At 68.2% G+C, this 17,609-nt stretch carries 12 protein-coding genes; 6 read left to right on the top strand and 6 right to left on the bottom strand.

Annotation, left to right across the window (positions count from 1 at the left end; genetic code table 11):
- The first annotated feature begins 19 nt into the window (after positions 1-19).
- Positions 20-472 (top strand): hypothetical protein, encoded by a 453-nt coding sequence (locus J5474_RS06960; RefSeq protein ID WP_209360089.1) that lies wholly within the window; start codon positions 20-22, stop codon positions 470-472.
- Here the strand turns inward: J5474_RS06960 and J5474_RS06955 are convergent.
- Positions 463-3,264 (bottom strand): [protein-PII] uridylyltransferase, encoded by a 2,802-nt coding sequence (locus J5474_RS06955; RefSeq protein ID WP_425342867.1) that lies wholly within the window; start codon positions 3,262-3,264, stop codon positions 463-465. The two genes, J5474_RS06960 and J5474_RS06955, sit on opposite strands and share 10 nt — an antisense overlap.
- Positions 3,224-4,411 (bottom strand): penicillin-binding protein activator, encoded by a 1,188-nt coding sequence (locus J5474_RS06950; RefSeq protein ID WP_209360088.1) that lies wholly within the window; start codon positions 4,409-4,411, stop codon positions 3,224-3,226. Before J5474_RS06950 ends, J5474_RS06955 begins: the two co-directional genes overlap by 41 nt.
- Positions 4,412-4,500: 89 nt before the next feature.
- On the opposite strand from J5474_RS06950, the gene rsmI reads away from it, so the two are divergent.
- The 4 genes from rsmI (at position 4,501) to J5474_RS06930 (ending at position 7,947) form a co-directional block, all read left to right on the top strand.
- Positions 4,501-5,391 carry a 16S rRNA (cytidine(1402)-2'-O)-methyltransferase gene (gene rsmI, locus J5474_RS06945; protein WP_342454013.1) on the top strand — a complete coding sequence of 297 codons (891 nt, stop codon included), beginning with the start codon at positions 4,501-4,503 and terminating at the stop codon, positions 5,389-5,391.
- 268 nt (positions 5,392-5,659) lie between these two features.
- Positions 5,660-6,004, top strand: a complete 345-nt coding sequence (locus tag J5474_RS06940) for a YraN family protein (protein ID WP_245216308.1) — start codon at positions 5,660-5,662, stop codon at positions 6,002-6,004.
- A 90-nt stretch (positions 6,005-6,094) separates the two neighbouring features.
- Positions 6,095-7,054: a glutathione synthase gene (gshB, locus tag J5474_RS06935; RefSeq protein ID WP_209360086.1), complete on the top strand. Its 960-nt coding sequence runs from the start codon at positions 6,095-6,097 to the stop codon at positions 7,052-7,054.
- The gene (locus J5474_RS06930) at positions 7,051-7,947 is read left to right on the top strand and encodes an alpha/beta hydrolase fold domain-containing protein (protein WP_209360085.1); all 897 of its coding nucleotides are present in this window, start codon (positions 7,051-7,053) and stop codon (positions 7,945-7,947) included. Before gshB ends, J5474_RS06930 begins: the two co-directional genes overlap by 4 nt.
- Here J5474_RS06930 and J5474_RS06925 read toward each other — a convergent pair.
- From J5474_RS06925 to J5474_RS06910, 4 genes are all read right to left on the bottom strand, one after another.
- On the bottom strand, positions 7,917-9,431 hold the full coding sequence (locus J5474_RS06925) for a YifB family Mg chelatase-like AAA ATPase (protein WP_209360084.1): 1,515 nt from the start codon (positions 9,429-9,431) through the stop codon (positions 7,917-7,919). The genes J5474_RS06930 and J5474_RS06925 overlap by 31 nt on opposite strands.
- A gap of 106 nt (positions 9,432-9,537) precedes the next feature.
- A complete protein-coding gene (locus J5474_RS06920) occupies positions 9,538-13,662 on the bottom strand; it encodes an AAA family ATPase (protein ID WP_209360083.1) in 4,125 nt (1,374 codons plus the stop codon).
- Complete coding sequence (locus J5474_RS06915; RefSeq protein ID WP_209360082.1) at positions 13,659-14,717, bottom strand: effector-associated domain EAD1-containing protein; 1,059 nt, start codon at positions 14,715-14,717, stop codon at positions 13,659-13,661. The genes J5474_RS06920 and J5474_RS06915 overlap by 4 nt, the downstream gene beginning before the upstream one ends.
- A 34-nt stretch (positions 14,718-14,751) precedes the next feature.
- Positions 14,752-15,909 carry a trypsin-like peptidase domain-containing protein gene (locus J5474_RS06910; protein ID WP_209360081.1) on the bottom strand — a complete coding sequence of 386 codons (1,158 nt, stop codon included), beginning with the start codon at positions 15,907-15,909 and terminating at the stop codon, positions 14,752-14,754.
- Between the two features lie 187 nt (positions 15,910-16,096).
- Here J5474_RS06910 and J5474_RS06905 point away from each other — a divergent pair, with 187 nt between their 5' ends.
- Positions 16,097-17,560 (top strand): SGNH/GDSL hydrolase family protein, encoded by a 1,464-nt coding sequence (locus J5474_RS06905; protein ID WP_209360080.1) that lies wholly within the window; start codon positions 16,097-16,099, stop codon positions 17,558-17,560.
- Positions 17,561-17,609 lie beyond the last annotated feature (49 nt).

The following is a 17,609-nucleotide window of genomic DNA, read 5'->3' as shown; positions in this document are numbered from 1 at the left end:
TGCCGACGAAAGGATCGCGATGCCTGGTGCCTACCGGATCGTGCCGCAGCTCAACCTGATGATCGCCACCTACCGGGGGGCGGTGGGTCTGGATGATCAGGCCCGCACAATGATGGCCTACCGGCTGGACCCGGCGTTTCGAGCGGACCAGCACGTGCTGATCGATTTCGCGCATTGCACGATGGAGGACCTGCGCCACGACGCGATGCAAAAGGTTTCGCAGCGTATCCGAAAGAACTTTCCCGACCGCGGGATCACGGCCCGACATGCGATCTACGCCCCGGACGCGGTGACCTTTCAGGTGGTGCAGGTGCTCAAGGCGATGTTGTCCACGGCGGTCTGGGACGTGGAGGTCTTCCGCGACCGCATCGCGGCGCTGGACTGGCTGGAACTGGACCGCAGCCGCCCGGAATACCGGGTGCTTGAGGACGAATGGCTGCGGCAGGGCGACGGTTTGCCGTCTCACCCGTAGGCGCGTTCGGTGCCTTCCGCCAGCGCCTGACGCAGCTTCTTTTCGATCAGGTCGCGTTTGGCCTGACTGTGCAGTTTCAGGCCGAACATGTCCTTCACATAGAAGGTGTCCACCACCTGTTCGCCGTAGGTCGCGATGACGGCGGAGGCGATGTAGATGTTCTGATGCGCCAGCGTGCGGGTGATGTCATAAAGCAGCGCGGGGCGGTCGCGGGTATCGACCTCGATAATGGTGAATATCTCAGAGCCGTCGTTGTCGAATGTGACATGGGTCGGCACCTTGAAGGCGCGCTCGCGCTTTTTCAGCTTGTCCTTGGGCAGGATCGCATCGCGGGCGATGACCTCGCCGGTCAGCGTCTTCAGGATCATCTGGCGCAGGCGCGGGATGCGGGCGTCGTCATAGGGCGCGCCGTCGGCATCCTGAATCCAGAACATGGCCGTGGCATAGCCGTCGCGGGTGGTGAAGGTGCGCGCATCGACCACGTTCGCGCCGACCAGCGCCAGCGCGCCGGTAAGGCGCGAGAAGATGCCGGGGTGATCCTGCAAGGCAAAGCCCACGCGGGTTGCGTCCCGGTCGGAATCGAGGTGGATGTCCATGCGGATCTCGTCCTGCCCGATGCCGCGCAGGAGGTTGGCAAAGATCACATGGCCGGTGACGTGCAGGCCCTGCCAGTAGGGGCCGTAATGACGTGTGGTTTCGCGGGCGATATCCTCCGCCGGCCAGTCCGAGAGGGCCTCGCGCAGGGCCTTTTTGGCCTCAGCGCCGCGATTTTCACGGTTGAGCGCTTCCATCCCGCCCTCGAGCGCGCGTCGGGTCTGGCGGTAGAGGGCGCGGATCAGCGCGGCCTTCCAGTTGTTCCAGACGCCGGGGCCGACGCCGCGAATGTCGCAGACCGTGAGCACGGTCAGCAGGTCGAGCCGTTCGCGGGTCTTCACCGCCTTGGCAAAGTCGCGCACGGTGCGCGGGTCGGCGATGTCGCGCTTCTGCGCCATGTCGGACATCAGCAGGTGATAGCGGACCAGCCATTCGACGGTCTCGCATTCGTCCTTTGTCAGGCCGAGCCGCGGCGCCACGGTGCGCGAGATACGCGCGCCGAGGATGGCGTGGTCTTCCTCCCGGCCCTTGCCGATGTCGTGCAGCAGCAGCGCCACGTACAGCACCCGGCGGTTCACGCCCGCGTCGAGGATGGTGGAGGCGACAGGGAGTTCCTCCTGAAGGTGGCCGTGCTCGATCTCCGAGAGGTGCCAGAGGCACTGGATGGTGTGTTCGTCCACCGTGTAGTGGTGGTACATGTTGAACTGCATCATCGCCACGATGGGGGCGAATTCGGGGATGAAGCGGGCCAGAACGCCGAGTTCGTTCATGCGGCGCAGGGCGCGCTCCGGGTTGCCGTGGTTCAGCAGAAGGTCGAGGAACAGCTTCTGAGCGCGTGGGTCATTGCGCATCCGGTCATCGATCAGGTGCAGGTTGGCCTTGACCAGACGCATGGCGTCGGGGTGGATCAGCAGGCCGGTGCGCAGCCCTTCCTCGTAGATCTGCAGGAGGTTCAGCGGGTCCTTGAGAAAGGCCGCGTCGTCGAGAATGGCGAGGCGGCCGTGGGTCACGGTGTAGCCGTCGGGCGTGTCGGGCGTGCGCTTGAAGATGCGTTCCAGAAGGGGCGGGGCCTTGGCGTGGTCGGCCTCCAGCGCGGTGAGCAGGATCCGGGTCAGGTCGCCCACGGCGGTGGCGTGGCGGAAGTAGTCCTGCATGAACCATTCCACCGCGCGCCGCCCGGCACGGTCGTTGTAACCCATGCGGGCAGCGACTTCGGGCTGGAGGTCGAAGGTCAGCTGTTCCACGGCGCGGCCGGACAGCAGGTGCAGGTGACAGCGCACCGCCCAGAGAAAGCGTTCGGCCTGCACGAAGGTCTCGTATTCCTCGGGCAGGAAGACGCCGCGTTTCACCAGCAGGCTGACGTCGTCGGAGTGGTGGACGTACTTGATGATCCAGAACAGCGATTGCAGGTCGCGCAGCCCGCCCTTGCCCTCCTTGACGTTGGGTTCGACCATGTAACGCTGGCCCTGCTTGTCGTGGCGGGCATCGCGTTCATCCAGCTTGGCCTCGACGAACTGGCGTTCGGTGCCTTCGAAAAGGTCGGCCCAGAGCCGTTCCTCCAGCCGGTCGGACAGGGCCTGTTCCCCGATCAGGTGGCGGGCTTCCAGCATGGCGGTGCGGATGGTGAAATCCTCCCCCCCGAGGCGCACGCAGTCGCGCACGGTGCGGGAAGAATGGCCGACCTTCAGCTTCAGGTCCCACAGGATGTAGAGCATCGACTCGATGACGCTCTCGGCCCAGGGGGTGACCTTGTAAGGAGTCAGGAACAGCAGGTCCACGTCGGAGAAGGGCGCCATTTCGCCCCGGCCGTAGCCGCCCACCGCCAGCACGGCAAGCCGTTCGCCATCGGTGGGGTTGTGTTTCGGGTGCAGGATCTGGGTGGCGACCTCGAAGGCGAGCGTGACGAGCCCGTCGGTCAGCCAGGTATAGGAGCGCGTGGTGCGGCGGGCGCCAAAGGGTTCCCGTTCGAAAGCCTCGCGGATGACCTTGCGCCCATTTTGCGCCGCCTCGTTGAGGAGGGCGACGGTGACCTTGCGCACCTCCTGTTCCGCCGCCCCGTGGGGGCAGGCGGCAAAGAGATCGGTGCGGATTGCAGGCAGGTCAAAGATGTCGGCTGCCGGCGCGATCAGGTCCGCCGGCAGCGTTTCGCTTGTGACGTCAGAAACCTGTTCCGGAGAGGCTGCTGGGGGCAGGGTCAAGGATCACCATCTGATTGTTCTGGATGGAGGCAACCGCCAGCGCGCGCTGGTTGGTACCGTTCTTGAGCAGGCGAAATACACCGCCGGTGCCGGTGAATCCAGCAGAGGTGAGGCTTTTTCCCGTCAATGCGTCGGAGTTGCCGCGCTTTGCCAGCAGACCGATGGCGGAAATGCCGTCATAGGCCAGGCCCGCCAGCGGGTGGGGCGCCGCGCCGAAGGCGGCGCTGTAACGCTGGTTGAAGGCCTCCTGCCGCTGGTTGTCCGGCAGGGCGAACCAGGCGCCTTGGGCGCCGGGCATGTTGAAGAGGTCGGGGCGCACGTCCCAGCGGGTCAGGCCCACGAATTGCACCTGTCCCGGCGACACGCCGTTGGAAGGCAACTGGTTCAGCAGCATCGGCATGGCGGCATTGGTGGCATCCGTGGTGATGAAGATCGTGTCGGCGGCCCCCGATGTCACCGTGGCGGCGGCGCGCTGGGCGGTGGCGGACACCCCTTCGATCGAAAGCTCGTAGGGCTCGGAGGACATGATCTGAACGCCGTTGACCGTGGCGGCCTGCTCGATGGCGGCCCTGCCGAACTGGCCGGGCACGTCGTTGGAATAGATGATGACGGCGCGGGTCTTGCCGGTCTTGCGGGCGTATCCCATCAGGCGGTTCGCCGTGGTGGCGTAGGTCGGCCCGAGGATGAAGACGTTGCCGCCCGCGATGGCGGTGGTGTTGGAGAAGGACAGCACGTTGACGCCCTCGTCCGCGACGGCGGCACCGGCGGCGTTCGCGGCCTCGGAAAAGAGCGGGCCGAGGATGATCTTGGCACCGTCGTCGACGGCCTTCTGTGCCACGACGGACGCCTGCCCGGCCTGCCCGGCGGTGTCATAGACGCGCAGGTCGATCTCGACGCCGTCGAGTTCCCGGATGGCGAGGCGCGCGGCGTTTTCCAGCGAGGCAGCCACGGGGCCTGCGCCGCTGTCGGACTTCGGCACCAGCAGGGCGACCGGAACGGGCGCGCCGCCGCGGATGGCCGGGCCGCCGGTGCCGGCAGAACCGGTGCCGGAGGTTGCGACCGGGTCGCAGGCGGCAAGCAGACCGACCGCGGTCAGCGCGCCGAGCGCCAGCGTCGCCTTGCGGAGGCGGGACAAAACGGTGAACATGGAGACTCCCTCGTCGTCGTTCGGATAGCGGGGTGAGCGGCCCGCATGGGTTTTGATCCAATGATAGAGCGGCATAGGGGGCGGGACCAGTGACGATTCCCGAGAAGGCGGATTTTGGCGGGGGGAAACCGGGGGGCGCGGTCCCCGCGGGGCTGTACCTCGTGGCGGTGCCGATCGGGAACGCACGGGATATAACGTTGCGTGCCCTGGACCTGCTGCGCGGCGCGGACATGCTGGTGGCGGAGGACACGCGCAGCCTGCGGCACCTCATGGACATCCACGGCGTGGCGCTGGGCGAGCGGCCGCTGTGGTCCTACCACGACCACAGCGGCGACCGGGTGCGGCAGCGCATCGTGGAGGAGATCGCAGCGGGCAAATCGGTGGTCTACGCCTCGGAAGCGGGGACGCCGATGGTTTCGGATCCGGGTTTCGACCTGGGCCGCGCGGTTCGCGAGGCGGGCGGGGCGGTGACCAGCGCTCCGGGGGCCTCGGCGGCGATCATGGCGCTGACGCTGGCGGGGCAGCCGACGGACCGGTTCCTCTTTGCCGGGTTCCTGCCGAACGCGGGCGGGGCGCGCAAGAAGGCGCTGGACGAACTGGCGGCCGTGCCCGCGACGCTGGTTTTCTACGAGTCCCCCAAACGGCTTGCGGCGATGCTGGCGGATGCGGCGGACCGGCTGGGCGACCGCCCCGCGACAGTTTGCCGCGAACTGACGAAGAAATTCGAGGAAGTCCGCGAGGGTACGCTGAGCGCGCTGGCAACCCACTACGAAGGCGCGCCTCCGCGCGGGGAAATCGTCGTTGTGGTGGGAAAGGGCGATTCAGAGAATATTAGGGAATTCGATTTAGAACAGGAAGTGAACATCGCACTGAAAACGATGTCGGTGCGGGATGCCGCCGACTATGTGTCCACCCGGTATGGCGTGAAACGCCGCCCGGTGTACCAGTTGGCCATGCGTCTGGCGAAGGAGACCGGCTAACACTCGGGGAGGGGACGGGATGACACGGCGCAGACCCAAGACCGATGGGCGGCAGATGTCGCTATGGGATTGGCCCGGAGATGCATTGGCCGCGTTGAGCGGCGCGCCTGTGTCTCCGCCTGTGTCTCCTCCTGTGTGTCGCGTAGCCGAGGTTTCCCTCCACATGGCCGGGGCGCAGGTCCATGGCAGTTCGCGGCCGGTGGCCGATGACCGCCCGACGAGTCCCGCAAAACGTGTTTCGGCGGATCGTCGAAAGCACGAAGGCCGGATGGGTTACGAGGCTGGGCTTTCCGCCGAATTGCGGGTCGCGCAGGATTACGAACGGCGCGGCTTCCCCGTCGCGCGGCGGCGGTGGCGCGGCATGGGCGGGGAGATCGACCTGATCTTCCGCGACGGGGAGGGGCTGGTCTTTGTCGAAGTCAAGAAGAGCCGGTCCTTTGAACGAGCGCTCGAACGGCTGACGGCACGCCAGATCGCCCGGCTGCGGGTGGCGGCGGAGGAATACCTTGGAACCCAGCCGAAGGGCAGTCTGACCGAGGTGCGTTTCGATGTTGCGCTGGTTAACGGACAGGGCGAAATGCGCGTGATCGAAAACGCCTTGTGCGGCTGGTAACAGCTTCGGCAACGCGGCCTGCATTGCCTCTGGCTGCGGCTTGCGCCATCAATGGGCGCAAATCGTACCGGACAGTTGCGGGGAACGCGCATGAAGATTGCCTTTCAGATGGACCCGATCACCGGGGTCGACATCAATGCCGACAGCACCTTTCGCATCGCCGAGGAGGCGCAGGCGCGCGGGCACAGGCTGTTCTACTACGGGCCGGACCAGCTGGCCTTCGACGAGGGGCGGATCACGGCCACAGGCCACTGGATGACGGTGCAGCGCGTGGCGGAGAAACCCGCCGTGCTTGGCGAGCGGGTGACCGTCGACCTCGGCGAAATGGATGTGGTCTGGCTGCGGCAGGACCCGCCTTTCGACATGCATTACATCACCACGACGCACCTGCTGGAGCGGCTGAAGGGCAAGGCGCTGGTGGTCAATGATCCGTTCTGGGTCCGCAACTTCCCCGAAAAGTTGCTGGTCCTCGGCTTCGAGGATCTGACCCCGCCGACGATGATCGCCCGCGATCTGGAGGCGATCCGCCGCTTCCGTGCCAAGCACGGCGATATCATCCTCAAGCCGCTCTATGGCAACGGCGGCGCGGGCGTGTTCCGCCTGACGCAGGATGACCGCAACCTGTCCTCCCTTCACGAACTCTTTACCGGCTTCTCGCGCGAGCCGCTGATCGTGCAGAGGTACCTCCCCGCCGTCGCCAAGGGCGACAAGCGTGTCATCCTCGTCGATGGGGAGCCGGTGGGCGCGATCAACCGCGTACCGGCGGAGGGCGAGGTGCGGTCGAACATGCACGTCGGCGGCCGTCCAGAGAAGGTCGCACTGACCGAGCGGGACCGCGAGATTTGTGCCCGCATCGGGCCGGTTCTGCGCGAGCACGGGCAGATCTTTGTCGGCATCGACGTGATCGGCGACTGGCTGACCGAGATCAACGTCACCTCGCCCACCGGCATCCAGGAGCTGGAGCGGTTCGATGGCATCAACGTGGCAGAGAAGATCTGGCTCGCGATCGAGCCGAAGGTCGCGGCAGGCGAAACGGCCGCACAGGCATGAGCTGGCAGCTGCGGCTGCTCAATGCGCAGCTGCGGCTGATCACGAAGCGGCGCATCGGCCGCACCGCCTCCCCGCAGGAGGCCGCCCTGCAGGTGGAGCGTTCCTCGCAACTGGCTTGGGTTCCGCCCTACCTGCGCGTTTTCGAACGCCCCGGCGGGCTGACATGGGTTGCCTGCGGGACCTGCAAATCCGGCAAGGCGATCCTCTGGTTTCACGGCGGCGGGTATATCTCGGGCAGCCCGTGGACGCATCGCGCGATGCTGGGTGCGCTGTCCTGCGATGCACAGGTCGAGGTCTGTGCGCCGCGCTATCCGCTGTTGCAGGAGGCGCGCTTTCCGGCGCAGTTCGAGGCTGCCGTGACGGCCTGGGACCGGTTGCGCGCGCAGGGGTATCATCCTCGGGACATCGTGCTGGGCGGCGATTCGGCGGGCGGCGGACTGGCGCTTGCGCTGCTGGGGGCGCTTTGTCGCCGTGGTGAACGGCCTACGGGGGCGGTGGTCTTCTCCCCCTGGACGGACCTAGCGCTGACCGGCGCCTCGCTGCGGGAAAACGCGGACAGTGACCCGTTGCTGCCGCCGGAGCGGATCGGCGATCTGGCGACACTCTTTCTGGATGGTGCGGACCCGACGGACCCGCGCGCCTCGCCGCTCTATGCCGATTTCCCGGACTGCCCGCCGGTCTTCCTCGCCTGGGCGGAGACGGAGATACTGCGCGACGACTGCGCACGGATGGCGGAGCGGCTGCGCGGCTTCGGCGCGCGGGTGGAAACGGAGGTCCATCCCACCGCGCCGCACGTCTGGCCGTTGTTTCAGGGCTGGGTGCCGGAGGGGCGCGCCACGCTGAAACGGGCGGCGCGCTTTGTTCAGACCTCCTTTGCGGCAATCAGCCGGTAGCTGAGCGCCTCTGCCAGATGCGGGCGTGCGATCCGGTCCGCGCCGTCGAGGTCGGCGATGGTGCGCGCCACCCGCAGGACGCGGTGATAGCCGCGCGCCGACAGGCCGAAACGGTCGGCGGCCTTGTTCAGCACGGTGCGGCTTTCTTCATCGAGCGCGGCGATTTCGTCCAGCATCCGCCCTTCGGCATCGGCGTTGGTGCGCAACTCGGGGTGGTCGGCGAAGCGGGTCTCCTGCACCTTGCGGGCGGCGACGACCCGCGCGGCGACCTGTGCCGACGCGTCGCCCGAGGGCGGCAGGTCGAGGTCGGTGTGGCTGACGGCGGGGACCTCCAGCCGCAGATCGAAGCGGTCCATCAGCGGCCCGGAGATGCGGCCGAGGTAGTCCTCGCCGCAAAGCGGGGCCTTTGAACAGGCGCGATTGGCGTCAGACAGATGGCCGCAGCGGCAGGGGTTGGCCGCCGCCATCAGCAGGAAACGGCAGGGGTAGCGCACATGCGCATTGGCGCGGGCGACCATGACTTCGCCGGATTCCACCGGCTGGCGCAGGGTTTCCAGCACGGTTCGGGGAAATTCGGGGAACTCGTCGAGGAAGAGTACACCGTTGTGGGCGAGGCTGATTTCGCCGGGCTTGGCACCGCGCCCGCCGCCGATCAGCGCCGCCATGGACGCGGTGTGATGCGGTTCCCGAAAGGGCCGCGTGCGAGAGATGCCGCCATCCGTCAACAGCCCCGCGATGGAGTGGATCATGGAAGTTTCCAACGCCTCCAGCGGGGTGAGCGGCGGCAAGAGGCCGGGCATCCGCGCGGCGAGCATGGATTTACCGGAGCCGGGCGGGCCGATCATGATCATGTGGTGACGCCCGGCGGCGGCGATTTCAAGCGCGCGTTTGGCGCGTTCCTGCCCCTTCACGTCGCGCAGATCGCGGTGGCCGACCGGGTGCAGCACCTCGCCGGGACGGGCGGGCTCAAGAACCTGGCGCCCGGTGAAATGGTGGATGATGTCCAGCAGGCTGGACGCACCCAGAACGGTGCAGGCTTCGACCCAGGCGGCTTCCGCGCCGCTGGCGCGCGGGCAGAGCAGGGTGCGGTCCTCCTCTGCGGCGCACATGGCGGCGGGCAGGGCCCCCAGCACTGGCACCAGCGTTCCGTCAAGCGACAGTTCGCCCAGTGCCAGCGTCTGGGCGACCGCGTCACGCGGCAGGATCTCCAGCGCGGCAAGGAGACCGAGCGCGATGGGCAGGTCGAAATGCGAGCCTTCCTTCGGCAGGTCGGCGGGCGACAGGTTCACCGTGATGCGTTTCGAGGGCAGCGCGATGGACAGGGCGGTGAGTGCGGTGCGCACGCGTTCGCGCGCCTCCGACACGGCCTTGTCCGGGAGGCCCACGATGGAAAAGGCCGGCACGCCGGTGGTCACCGCGCATTGCACCTGCACGGGGCGGGCCTCCACCCCTTCGAAGGCGACGGTATAGGCGGTGGCGGTCATGCGTTTCCCCGGTCGGACCCGCTGCGCAGCCTGCGGCAAACTTGGTTAGCATCGGGTAAACGCGCTCTGGTAAAGCCGCAGGGGGGCGGTGGCTGTCGGCCTTGGGTCACTTTTTCTGGACGGGTCCGAGGTCGAGGCCGGTATGGCGTTCCATCATGGAGCGCGAGGGCACGGCGCCGATGCGCTGGTCGACGTCGGCGGCAAGCACCCATGACAGCGGTTTTGCCACCTGATCGAGCGCATTGCTGTCGCGGGCCCGGCCGAGGAGTTCCGGCACGAGGCGCATGGTGGCCTCCGGCCCGTCCGCCAGCGCCTTGCGCAGAGTGTTGCCGATATCGGCGGCGGTTACGGTCAGCAGCCGGTCGGTCACGGCTTCTATCAGGGCGCCGGTGTTTGAATCCCCGGCGGAGAAGGCCATGCCGGGACCCAGACCGAGTTCCAGCAGTTCCGGTGCCTCGGCGCCCAGTTCGGCGGCGAGGCCACGCGCCAGCGCCGGATTGCCGGCAACGAAGGGGCGCACGGTGCGCGGTGCGCCCGGTTCTGTGCCCGGATCCTCGGGCGGGCTGAAGACGAGTTTCATCGCCTGCAACACCAGCGCGTCGCGCGGCGGGCCGGGGCGGGCGCGGGTCTTGCGATACAGCCGGAGCAGGGCGGAGATCGCGCGCAGGTGCAGTTCGTCATCGCCGATCGCGGCGGCCTGCTCCGCAGCGCGGGCGGCGATTTCGGCGGCCTGGGAAAAGGCGCGCCGGCGTTCCCGGAAGAGGCTGGTGAAAAGCAGCATTTCGCAGCGGCGGTGCGGGTCGGGTGCGTCGTCAAGGCTGGCAAGTCCGGATTGCAGCACGCGGTCGGCGTCTTCGGCGCGGCCGAGGGCCAGCAGGATCTCCGCTTCGAGGTCGTAGAGCACGCTGCCCGGCAGGCGCGTGTGGCGCTGGCGGATCGTGTCAAGCGCTTCGGCGGGGGCGCCTTTGGCCAGAAGCTGGCGGGCCATCCGGGCGCGGGCGGCCTCCCATTCGGGCTGATCGAGGGCAAAGGCCGTTTCGCTGGTTACCCCGGTTCCGAGTTTCGCCGACAGCCAGCCCTGCGCGCGCGGCGGCAGTTCCGGTAGAACGGCGGTGAGCAGATCGGCGCAATCAGGGTTCCAGCGCGCGTCGAGTGTGGTGGCATCGTCGCCGCGCCAGAGCCGGTGGTAAAGTTCCTCCGCGCGGTCGGGCAGGCCCTTGCGGGCGGCGAACCAGGTCACGGCGGCGCTGTCGATACGGGCGGTGGCCTGCGGGTCGGCCTCGCGCACCTCGGGCAGCAGGATGCGGCGCACATCGCCAAACACCTGAAGGGTGAGATCGTCGCCCTTCGGCGTGTCCGTGACCAGCCGGGTGAGGTCGCGCAGGGCGCGCATCAGCGGCGGAGCCTGCGCGGGGTCGAGCGCGAGGTCGAGCGCGGGACCCAGCACATGCAACAGCAGATCAGCATCGAGCAGACGCAGCACAAGACAATGCGCGGCGATGGCGTGCAGGGTCGGGTCCTTGATGCCATCGAGGATGCGGTGGAACAGAAGCCGGCTGCGGATGACGGCCTCTTCGGGGTCGGTGGTGCCCTGTTCGAGCCCGCGCAGCACGGCGTCACGCCCTGGCCCGGCAAGGGAATGCGCCAGCAGGCGGACCATTTGCGGCCTGCCCCCGGTGGTGGCCACAATGGCGTCGAGCACCGCGTCGGACGGCGTATCCCCGGCGATCTTTTGCACCAGCGCGGCGACCTCCGTCGGGCCGAGGCCACCAAGGGTCAGCGTCGGGCCATGCAGGCCGGGCAGGGGGTGGCGGCCGACGCCGATCAGGCGCAGGCGCGCGGCACCGAGAGCGAGAGCGGAGAGGTCGGCGGCGATGCGGGCTGCAAGGTCCGCATCCGCCATGCGGTCGAGCGCTTCGAGGTTGTCGAGCACGATCAGGGTGGGTGCGTCCGCCTGCGGCAGCACGGCGTCGAAGTCCGGCGGCGGTGGCACGCCGTCCATGATCGCGCTGGCGAGGTCGAGGATGGACTGGCGCTGGCCGGGGGCGCTTTCGGGAAGGGCCTCGCCCGCCTGCACCAGCAGGGTGGGCAGGAACTGGCGCAGCGTTTCCGGCGGCAGCAGCGAGAGGTCGAGGTAGACGGAGGCGGCGGCATCCCCCGCCACTTGTGCAGTGCGGACAGCCTGCGCCACGAGTGTCGACTTTCCGACGCCGCCCGGCCCGCAGACTTGCAACGGGGGCTGCGGCCCCGGCGCGGCGATGTGGCGGGCGATCCGGTCCAGCGCCGCATCGCGCCCGGCAAAGGGGCCGTCGTGGAACTGCTCCAGCCCGGCTCGGTCGCCCAGATGCCGGGCCAGCCAGTCGCGGGCGGGGTCGGGCAATTCCGGCAGGGCGTCGGCAAGATAGGGCGCGGCGGCGCCGCTCCAGCGGTCTGACAGAACCTCTGGCGTGTCACCGCGCCACAGCCGGTGATAGATCTCCTCCGCCCGGGCGCGGCGTCCGGGCTGGCCCGCATAGAAGGCCACGGCACGGTCGTCGATTTCGCGCGCGCGGGCGGCTTCGTGCTGACGCAGCGGGGGCAGCATCAGCGCGCGCACGTCGCGGCGATGCACCAGCGCGGGGCCACCGGGGTCGCTGTCGTCGGGCGTCACGAGATCGAGCTGCGCGGCCAGCCGGGCAAAGAGCGCCTCTGCGCCGAGATGTTCCCGCGTGGTCTGTGACCGTCCGCCGGGGTTCTCGCCGCGCTGGTGCAGGGCCTCCTTGGCGATTTCGGCCAGCGGCAGGGCACAGGGACCTGCGAGGATCTGGTGGATCGCGGGCACGGTGATCCGGCGCAGGGCAAGGCCGGGAGAGGCAAGACGCCGCACCATGGGATCCGTGATCTGGTTCAGCACGCGCCCGGTGAGAAAGGCCATGCGGCCCCGGTCGCGGAGTTGCGCCACCAGTCGGGCGCGGGCCTCCGGATCGGAGAAGGCCTCGGCGCCCTGTTGCGCGATGTCGATGGCGGTCAGGCGCACCATGAGGGGGTAGCCGTCCGTGCCGTCGTGAACCGCGTCGATGAGTGCCGGGTCGGGGTCCTGTCCCAGTGCTTCGGCGAGGATCCGGGCCACATCGGTCTTTTCCAGCGCCTGAAGCGGCACCGCGTTTGCGGTGAACCCCGGCTCTGTCACGCGACCGGCGGCGACGATGCGCAGCTGTGGCACGTCGTGGGCAAGACGCTGGCCCAGCCGCCAGATTTCGGAGACGACCTCGCGCCCCTGATTCCAGGCCAGTTCGAAGGTGTCGACCATGACCAGCATGGGCCGCGCGACTGCCAGCGCGTTGAGGCGGCGAATGGTGTCGTCGAGCACGCTTTCCCACGCCCGCCCGCCGGAGAAGGTCATGACGCTTTCCAGCAGGCTGGTGTCAGCGGTGTCAGCGGTGAGCTGTTGCAGCAGGTGGCTGACGTTCTCGATTGCGGGAGCCAGCGTGTCTTCGGCACCGGCGATCTGGCCGCGGATCTGCAGCAGCATGTCCTCGAGCAGGGTAAGCGGTTCCTCGGCGCGCAGCACGGCACGGTCGAGGTTGAGGTAGACCACGGCGTCGAGCAGCCCGGACTGCCGCGCGTCGAGGGCGAATTTCGCCAGGACGGAGGATTTGCCGATGCCGCCGGGGCCGTAGAGAAACAGGATGTCCTGTTCGCCGCCGGGGGCCTCGATGTATTGCCGCAGCTGGTCGAGAATATCGCCCCGTCCGGAGAAATGGGAGCCGACGAGCTTGCGGAGCGGTTCGGAGCGGCGGGCCTCCTGCAGGGACTGGGTCAGGGTCTCGGTGCCGGGCAGGCCGTCGCTTAATGCGGGCACGCCGTCCAGCCAGCCGCGCGCTTGCACCAGCCCCGCGAGCACCTGCGGATCGGCCTCTGTCATGGCGCGGGTCACCGCCTCCGGTCCCGCCAGAAGCAGGGCGATGCCGCGTTGAACGGGGATGTCGGGCGCGTCGGTCTGGGCGGCGAGCAGGGCGCGGGCGTCGTCGCGGCTGTCGAAGCGTTGCAGAAGGCGGCGACGGGTCAGCGGGTGCAGCGACCATGCGCCCGGCGGTCGCGTCACCGGCCGGCCAATGGCGGTCAGATCCTCGGTTTCCTCCGGGTCGCGCGGTTTGCCCCCGGTGCTGTAGGGGTCGTACCACGCCAGCAGCGCGGCGGCGCGGATCGCGGGGCCGTCGCGGTCCGGCGCGTCCTGCGGGGGCGCCATCATCGCGGCGCCCTCGGAATAAGGCGACCGAGCTTGTCGGAGAAAATCTGCAATTTCTCCAGGTCGGGCGCGTCGAAATCCACGTCGGCGAGCAGATCCTCCAGCGCGGCATCGACGTCGGCATAGTCCCCCAGCGCGTTGTAGCGGCTGCGCACGTCCTCCACGAAGCGCTGCACATGGTCGCGCGACAGCGGACGCAGGCTGTCTTGCCGGGAATAATTGGCGTGCAGATTGCTCATCCGGCGGTCAAAACCCAGCACGAAGAGGCGCACCCGCTCCATCGCCCCGGAGGAGACCTTGCGCGCGATGCCGGCGATCATCTCGCGGGTTTCGGGGGGCACGTGGGCCCGGTGGGCATTGTCCAGAACGATCCACCACGTGCGGTCGCTGTTGCGGAACAGGCCGAGGAATTTGAGGACATAGCGGGCGGCAAGCTGGGCATCGCTGGGCCTGTCGTCGCCGATGTCGGGCGGGTCGAAGCCCATCTGCAGGCAGAGCGAGTCGATCAGGCCGGTGGGCGAGTGGTCTCCGAAGTCGTCGAAGTCGTGGTAGATGCGCTCGGCCTTGGCCTTTTCTCGGGCGAGGACGTTGACCAGGTACCAGCTGTAGGATGTGCCGCAATGGCGCCGCCGCCCGTCGTTGTAAAGCACCAGCACGCGCGGCCCTTCGACGTTGAGCATTTCTGTCAGGGTGTCGCGCAGCCCGTCGCGGTTGGCAAAGGCCACGCCGTCGCAGGTCAGGCGTTTCAGCAGCGTCTGCGTGGCCTCGGCGGCGTGGCGGTCGAGCAGCGGCGCCAGCGTGGCATGAAGCGGGCTATGCGCGTCCTGCGCGTTCAGAACGCCCCGGATCAGGTCAGTCAGCCAGTTCTGCGCCTGGGCCGCGTGGATGACGTGTTCGTAGATCACCGGCCGGGTGACGCCGTTGCTTTCGAGGATGATGTCCTCGCGGTTCTTGCCGATGGGCGGCATCTTCAGCATGTGGTCGAAACCGGCGATCGCCGGATAGGCGCCCAGAAGCGCGCCGTGCAGGGTGCCGATGTCTTCCGGGCTCAGGTGCATGGCGGCCCTCCGGATGCGATGAGGCGCGTCCCGGTCATGACGCCGCCTGCAGGATCACGCCGCGCGCCGCGATATCCGCCGCGATCAGGCCGATGGGAATGCCCTGATTGAAGGCGTTGAGGTCGAAATTCGGATCGCCGGAGTGGTGCAGCGCGCACAGCCGGCCTTCGCCGTTCAGCACCGGAGAACCGGAGGAGCCAACTTCGGTATTGGCGTCGTAGCGGATACGCCGCGCGGAGGGGCCGTAGCTGAGCACCTTGCCCGGCGTGCTTTTGCGAGGGGCGCCGACGGGGTGCTGGACGATGGTCAGGTAGGCGCCACGTTGCGGGCAGGGGGCGTCCGTGTCGAGCGTCGTCCAGCCTCGCCCCGTCGCCCTGCCGCCCGTCCCACCCCCCAGCGCGGTGTGGCAGGGGCGGATGCCGACGTCCTCCGCCAGCCGCACCAGCGCGTAATCAAGGTGGTCGGCCGTCGCTTCGTCATCGGGGTCGTTGCTGAAATCGGACGGTGCGGGCGGACTGTCGAGCACCAGCCAGTCCGCTGTCATCCCGACGGTAAAGCCGTCGTGCACGATGCCGTGTTCGTCCTTGTAGAAATCGAAACGCACCGCGAGGTGCCCGGCCTCCACGGGTTTCAGAGGACTCATCACGTGGTGGTTTGTCAGCACGAGGTCCGGCCCCACCAGAAGGCAACTGCCCTGCGTGCCCCCAAAGGCCTCTACCCGCCCGGTGTGGCAGCCGGTGCGCGCCAGCCTTTGCAGCACCGCTACCGCATCGACGTAGGGATTGATCTTGTCCACGATGCGCTGGAGCGCGTCCTGCACGTCCTCGTCGTGACTGTCGGCCCGCGCCTTGGCCGCGTCGGAGACGCGTGCCGGGGGCAGGGCGGTGTCCGGCAGGGCGGGGGCCTGCGGTTCGTGCAGCTTGGCAAGGAGGGATTCGGCGGCCTGCGTCAGCGCGGCGTTGCCCGACAGGCCGGGATCTTCGGACAGCGCGCGGGCGAGGTCGCCCAGCCAGCCCTTGGCATTGGCCTCGACGAGGATGTTGAAGAACTCGATATCCCGGCGCGCGGCGCCGGTCAGGTCCTCGTAGACGCGGCCACGCCGCATCAGGAACATCTCGAATTCCGCCCGGTTCCGAAACGCCTGCAACAGAGCAGCATGCAGGGCGTTCAGGTCCTGAAATGGCAGCGGCATGAGCGGTCTCCAAATCGGTCTGCCAATCGTCGAAGCAATTATGCGTTGTTCTTGATCGCCAATATAGAACCATAAGGCGATCCGTGTTAAGACCATCGTTGGGTGGAAAGGCGTTTCAGGGCGGCGGACGGGACCGGGAGGCGGCAGTTTTCCATCCGTTTGTCATTTCCAGATGGGAGGCCGCGTCATGGCCGAAATACCGACCCCGATCACCGAAAGCGAACTCAGACGGCGGCTGATGGACCCTTCGGTTCCCGATAGTGAAATCGCCCCCTACCTGATGGAGGACACGCGGGGCAGCCGGGGGTTCGACCCGGTGATTGTGCCCAATCCGGCGCTGGTCACGCCTTCGATGGAGGAGGGCGCCGTCCTGATGTCCTCCGCCAACCGCATCGCGCGCTGGCGGCGGGATGTACAGTACAAGGCGAAGCTGAGGACATGGGACGGCCCAAAGCTGGTGTCCGAGGGCGACAGCTGGTTCCAGTATCCGATCCTGCTGTCGGACGTGATCGACCACCTCGGCGCGCATTACGCGATCCGCAGTCTGGGCGCGGCGGGGGATCTGGTGGCGGACATCGTGGCGCAGGACGAACTGATCGCCACCGTCGCCGCCGAACGCCCCGACGGGGTGCTGATTTCGGGTGGCGGCAACGATCTGCTGGGGGAGGGGCGGCTGGTGCGGTCCCTCAGGCCCTACGACCCGGCGCTTGGGGTCGACGATTACCTGACGCAGGGGTTCGAAACCGCGCTGCACGCCGTGATTACGGACTATCGCGGGCTGCTGCACCGTCTGGTGCGCGGCTTTCCCGGGCTGCCGGTGCTGATCCACGGCTACGACCACGCCATCCCTGCACGGGGCAAGTGGCTGGGCCGTCCGATGCAGACGCTGGGCATTCTCGCGCCGGGTCTGCAGCGGGCGCTGGTGGCGCGCATGGTGGACCGTTTCTATGACGCGCTGACGGCGCTGGTGGACGAACCGGGCATGGCCGGGCAGGTGGGGCTGGTGGATTGCCGGTCGGTGGTGAAACAGTGGCACGACGAATTGCACCCGACCTCGGACAGCTACGCCCGCGTGGCGGGGAAGTTCCGCGAGGCGCTGCGCCTGCGCGGCAGCGCGTTGGAAGGCCTGCGCGGCAGCGCGTTGGAGGGCATGCCAGGGGCCGCTCCGGGCAGTGCCGGCCCCGCCGGGCTGGAGGCAGCGGCGCAGGCGGCGGCGGAGATGGCCGCCACGATGACCGATGCCGCGCTGGAGGCTGAGATCGGCCGCCGCGCCTTGCTGACTTCGGCAGAACCGGAGCGCGCGCTGCCGATGGCGGCGATCGCGCCACTTGAATTCGGCGCGCTGGAGGGCGTGGGCGACACCTTCCGCGACACGGGGCAGCGCATCCTGCGGCGCCTGAACCGGGAACTGCACGGCCTGATGTGCGGTGCCGCGGCCGCCGACAAGGCGGAGCGCGAGGCGTTGGCAAAGGCGCTGGGCCTCGGCGACGCGGCTGTGGCGGCGGCGCTGGTGCAACTGCTTGTGGTCAGTTTCGGACTGAGCCCGGCGGTGGCCGCCGTGGTCGCCGCCGTGATGATCCGCCGCCTGATCCGCCCCACGCTGGAGGAGATCTGCGCGGTCTGGGGCGACAGCCTGACCCCCGTGTCCTGACAGACAGGACGGGCGGCCCGACGGGCTCGCCCGACCCAAGCCAATATAT

The sequence above is a fragment of the Sagittula salina genome, assembly GCF_017813235.1.
In the GTDB taxonomy this organism is placed as follows: domain Bacteria; phylum Pseudomonadota; class Alphaproteobacteria; order Rhodobacterales; family Rhodobacteraceae; genus Sagittula; species Sagittula salina.
This window is presented reverse-complemented; position numbering and strand designations above follow the sequence as displayed.